This is a genomic window from Ruegeria sp. D7, from assembly GCF_056534355.1.
The window spans coordinates 1-4,474 of the sequence record NZ_JBQFPG010000027.1 but is presented as its reverse complement, the minus strand read 5'-3'; the positions used below and the strand labels follow the sequence as shown (position 1 = coordinate 4,474).

At 62.5% G+C, this 4,474-nt stretch carries 3 protein-coding genes; all 3 read left to right on the top strand.

The features are described from left to right. A partial coding sequence (gcvT, locus tag ACRZ9U_RS20855) for a glycine cleavage system aminomethyltransferase GcvT (protein WP_170407856.1) occupies positions 1 to 1,086 on the top strand: 1,086 nt, incomplete at its 5' end. A 17-nt stretch (positions 1,087 to 1,103) separates the two neighbouring features. Next, positions 1,104 to 1,469, top strand: coding sequence for a glycine cleavage system protein GcvH (gene gcvH / locus ACRZ9U_RS20850; RefSeq protein WP_170393732.1), 366 nt, complete (start codon positions 1,104 to 1,106; stop codon positions 1,467 to 1,469). A 111-nt stretch (positions 1,470 to 1,580) separates the two neighbouring features. Continuing rightward, the gene (gcvP, locus tag ACRZ9U_RS20845) at positions 1,581 to 4,436 is read left to right on the top strand and encodes an aminomethyl-transferring glycine dehydrogenase (protein WP_170407869.1); all 2,856 of its coding nucleotides are present in this window, start codon (positions 1,581 to 1,583) and stop codon (positions 4,434 to 4,436) included. Positions 4,437 to 4,474: the final 38 nt, after the last annotated feature.

Sequence of the window (4,474 nt, the reverse complement as noted above, 5' to 3'; positions counted from 1 at the left end):
TTAAAACGCACGCCTCTTTACGCTTTGCATGTTGAGTTGGGGGGTAAGTTGGTTGATTTTGCGGGATGGGAGATGCCTGTTCAGTATCCTTTGGGGATTATGGGGGAGCATAAGCAGTGCCGTGAGAAGGCGGCGGTGTTTGATGTGAGCCATATGGGTCAGGTGATTTTGCGGGGCGAGAATGTGGGTGAGAAGCTGGAAGCGCTTTGCCCGCAGGCTTATGCGACGCTGAAGGAAGGCAAGGCGCGGTACGGGTTCTTTACGAACGCAGAAGGCGGGATCATGGATGACCTGATCGTGTCGAACGCGGGGGATCATTACTTTGTGGTGGTGAACGCGGCGCTGCGGCATCAGGACATTCCGCATATGCGTGAGCACCTCGAAGGCGTTGAAGTGATCGAGATTTTCGACCGCGCGCTGGTGGCGGTTCAGGGCCCTGCGGCGGAAAACGTTGTGGGCGAACTGTGCCCCGCCGCGCGTGATCTAAAGTTCATGGAAACCACGGTGGCCGATATCAACGGTGTTGAGTGCCGTATCTCGCGGCTGGGCTATACCGGCGAGGATGGCTACGAGATCTCGATCCCCGAGGACAAGGCGATCGAGATCACCAAAGCCTTCCTGGCGCATGAGGATTGCGAAGCGGCCGGTCTGGGCGCGCGCGACAGCCTGCGGCTTGAGGCAGGTCTGTGCCTTTATGGCAATGACATCGACCAGAGCACCTCGCCGGTCGAGGCCTCGCTGGGCTGGGCGATGCAAAAGCGCCGCAAGGAAGAGGGCGGTTTCCCGGGCGCGGCTCGCGTGCAGAAGGAACTGGCCGAAGGTCCCGCCAAAAAGCTGGTGGGCATCAAGCCCGAAGGCCGTGCGCCAGCGCGTCAGGGCGTTGAGATCCAGTGCCTTGAGGGCAACAGCATCGGTCAGATCACCTCGGGCGTGTTTGGCCCCACGGTGGGTGGACCGGTGGCGATGGGCTATGTGAGCAAAGGCCATGGCGAGCCGGGCGAGAAGGTGAACCTGATCATCCGGGGCAAGCCGCAACCGGCTGAGATCGTGGCGCTGCCCTTCGTCAAACAGAATTACAAGCGTTGAAGTCAGGAGAGAGAGACATGGCAACCTATTATTCCGAAGAGCATGAATGGCTGAGTGTTGACGGCGACACCGCCACGCTGGGCATCACCAAACACGCCGCCGAGCAGTTGGGTGACGTGGTGTTCGTGGAACAGCAGGAAGCAGGCGACGAGTTCGAAAAAGGCGGCGAGATCGGCGTGATTGAATCCGTCAAGGCGGCGTCCGAGCTTTACGCACCGGTCGACGGCGAGATCACCGAGGTGAACGAGGCACTGGCCGACAACCCCGGCGCGCTGAACGAAGACCCCGAAGGCGAGGCCTGGATCTACAAGATCAAGATCGCGGACGCCTCGCAGCTCGAAGACCTGATGGACGAGGCCGGCTACAAGGCCTTCATCGGTTAACTCAGGCGGCGGGTCCGTGCGCGGCCCCGCCCCTTCATCTGTTTCCAAATACTTCCGCCGGAGGCTCCTGCCGTCTCCGCCGGGCCTGACCTATCCTTGAGGAGCGCACACATGGCCTTCAAACTGACCGATTACGAAGCCTATGACTTCGCCAACCGCCGCCATATCGGGCCCAGCCCGACCGAGATGCGCGACATGCTCAAGGTGATCGGCTTCAAGACGCTGGACGAGCTGATCGACGCCACCGTCCCGCCGGCGATCCGGCAGAAAGAGCCGCTGGACTGGGGTCCGGCGATGACCGAGCGCGATGCGCTCTTTCACATGAAAGAGGTGGCGAGCAAGAACAAGGTTCTGACCTCGCTGATCGGTCAGGGCTATTATGGCACCACCACGCCGGCGCCGATCCTGCGCAACATTCTGGAAAACCCGGCCTGGTACACGGCCTACACGCCTTATCAGCCCGAGATCAGCCAGGGCCGACTTGAGGCGCTCTTGAACTTCCAGACCATGGTCAGCGACCTGACCGGGCTGGACGTGGCCAACGCGTCCTTGCTGGACGAAGCGACTGCTGCGGCGGAAGCCATGGCGATGGCCAAGCGCGGTGGCCGGTCCAAGGCCAACAACGCAGCCTTCTTTGTCGACAAGAACTGCCACCCGCAGACCATCGCGGTGATTAAAACGCGCGCCGAGCCTCTGGGCATCGAAGTGCAGGTGGCTGATCCGGACACGCTGGATGCGGGCGCGGTCTTTGGCGCCATCTTCCAGTATCCGGGCACGCACGGCCATGTGCGCGACTTCACCAAGGAAATCGCGGCGCTGCATGAACACAAGGCGATTGCCATCGTCGCCGCCGATATCCTGTCGCTGGCGCTGCTGAAGTCGCCCGGCGAGATGGGCGCGGATATCGCCATCGGCTCGACCCAGCGCTTTGGTGTGCCGATGGGCTATGGTGGCCCGCACGCCGCGTATATGGCGACCACCGACAAGCTGAAGCGCTCGATGCCGGGCCGGATCATCGGTGTCAGCATCGACAGCCGGGGCAACAAGGCTTACCGCCTGGCGCTGCAGACCCGCGAACAGCACATCCGGCGTGAGAAAGCCAACTCGAATGTCTGCACCGCGCAGGCGCTGCTGGCGGTGATTGCCTCGATGTATGCCGTGTATCACGGCCCCGACGGCATCAAGGCCATCGCGCAATCGGTGCACCGCAAGACCTCGCGTATGGCTGCCGGTCTGGAAGAGGCAGGCTTTGCTGTGGAGCCGGAAGTGTTCTTCGACACGATCACGGTTGAGGTTGGCCATCTGCAGAAAACGGTCATGGAGGCCGCTGTGGCCCGGGGCGTCAACCTGCGTAAGGTCGGCGACACGAAAGTGGGCATCAGCCTGGACGAACAGACCCGCCCCGAGACCATCGAGGCGGTCTGGGGGGCCTTTGGCATCGACCGCAAGGATGACAGCTCGAACGTGGCCTATCGCCTGCCGGATTACGCGCTGCGCGAAAGCGAGTACCTGACCCACCCGATCTTCCACAAGAACCGGGCCGAGGCCGAGATCACGCGCTACATGCGCCGTCTGGCCGACCGCGACCTGGCGCTGGACCGGGCGATGATCCCGCTGGGCTCGTGCACCATGAAGCTGAACGCCACGATCGAGATGATCCCGGTCACCTGGCCCGAGTTCGGCAACCTGCACCCGTTCTGCCCCGAAGATCAGGCGCAGGGCTATCATGAGATGATCGATGATCTGAACGACAAGCTGTGCCAGATCACCGGCTATGACGCGATCAGCCAGCAGCCCAACTCGGGCGCGCAGGGTGAGTACGCAGGCCTCTTGACCATCCGCAACTATCACTTCGCCCGGGGCGAAGGGCAGCGCAATGTCTGCCTGATCCCGACCTCGGCGCATGGGACCAACCCGGCCTCGGCGCAGATGGTGGGCTGGCAGGTTGTGCCGGTGCAGGCGGATGAGAATGGCAACATTGATCTGAATGACTTCCGCGCCAAGGCTGAAAAGCACTCCGATCATCTGGCCGCCTGCATGATCACCTACCCCTCGACCCATGGCGTGTTCGAGACCACCGTGCAGGAGGTCTGCCAGATCACCCATGATCACGGCGGTCAGGTCTATATCGACGGCGCCAACATGAACGCCATGGTCGGCCTGTCGCGTCCCGGAGACATCGGCGGTGACGTCAGCCACCTGAACCTGCACAAGACCTTCTGCATCCCCCATGGCGGCGGCGGCCCCGGCATGGGTCCGATCGGCGTCAAAGCGCATCTGACCGAGCATCTGCCCGGCCACCCGGAATACGGCACTGCCGTGGGTCCGGTCTCGGCGGCGCCCTTTGGGTCGCCCTCGATCCTGCCGGTTAGCTGGGCTTATGTGCTGCTGATGGGCGGCGCGGGTCTGACCCAGGCCACGAAAGTGGCGATCCTGAACGCTAACTACATCGCGGCGCGGCTCAAGGATGCCTACCCGATCCTCTACACCTCGGAAACGGGTCGTGTGGCGCATGAATGCATCCTCGACACCCGCCCGCTGGACGAGGCGGCCCATGTCAGCGTCGATGACATTGCTAAGCGTCTGGTGGACAGCGGCTTCCACGCGCCCACCATGTCCTGGCCGGTGGCCGGCACCCTGATGGTCGAGCCCACGGAATCGGAACCCATGGACGAGCTGGACCGCTTCTGCGACGCCATGCTGTCCATCCGCTCCGAGGCACAGGACATCATCGACGGCAAGATCGACGCGGAAAACAACCCGCTGAAAAACGCTCCCCACACGGTGCGCGATCTGGTCGGCGACTGGGACCGTCCCTACACCCGTGAACAGGCCTGCTTCCCCCCAGGCTCCATGGGCGTCGACAAATACTGGTCCCCCGTCAACCGCGTCGACAACGCATACGGCGACAGAAACCTAATCTGCACATGCCCGCCAATGACCGAATACATGGACGCAGCAGAATAAACCTCAATCAATAAACCCCCGCCAACTGGCGGGGGTTT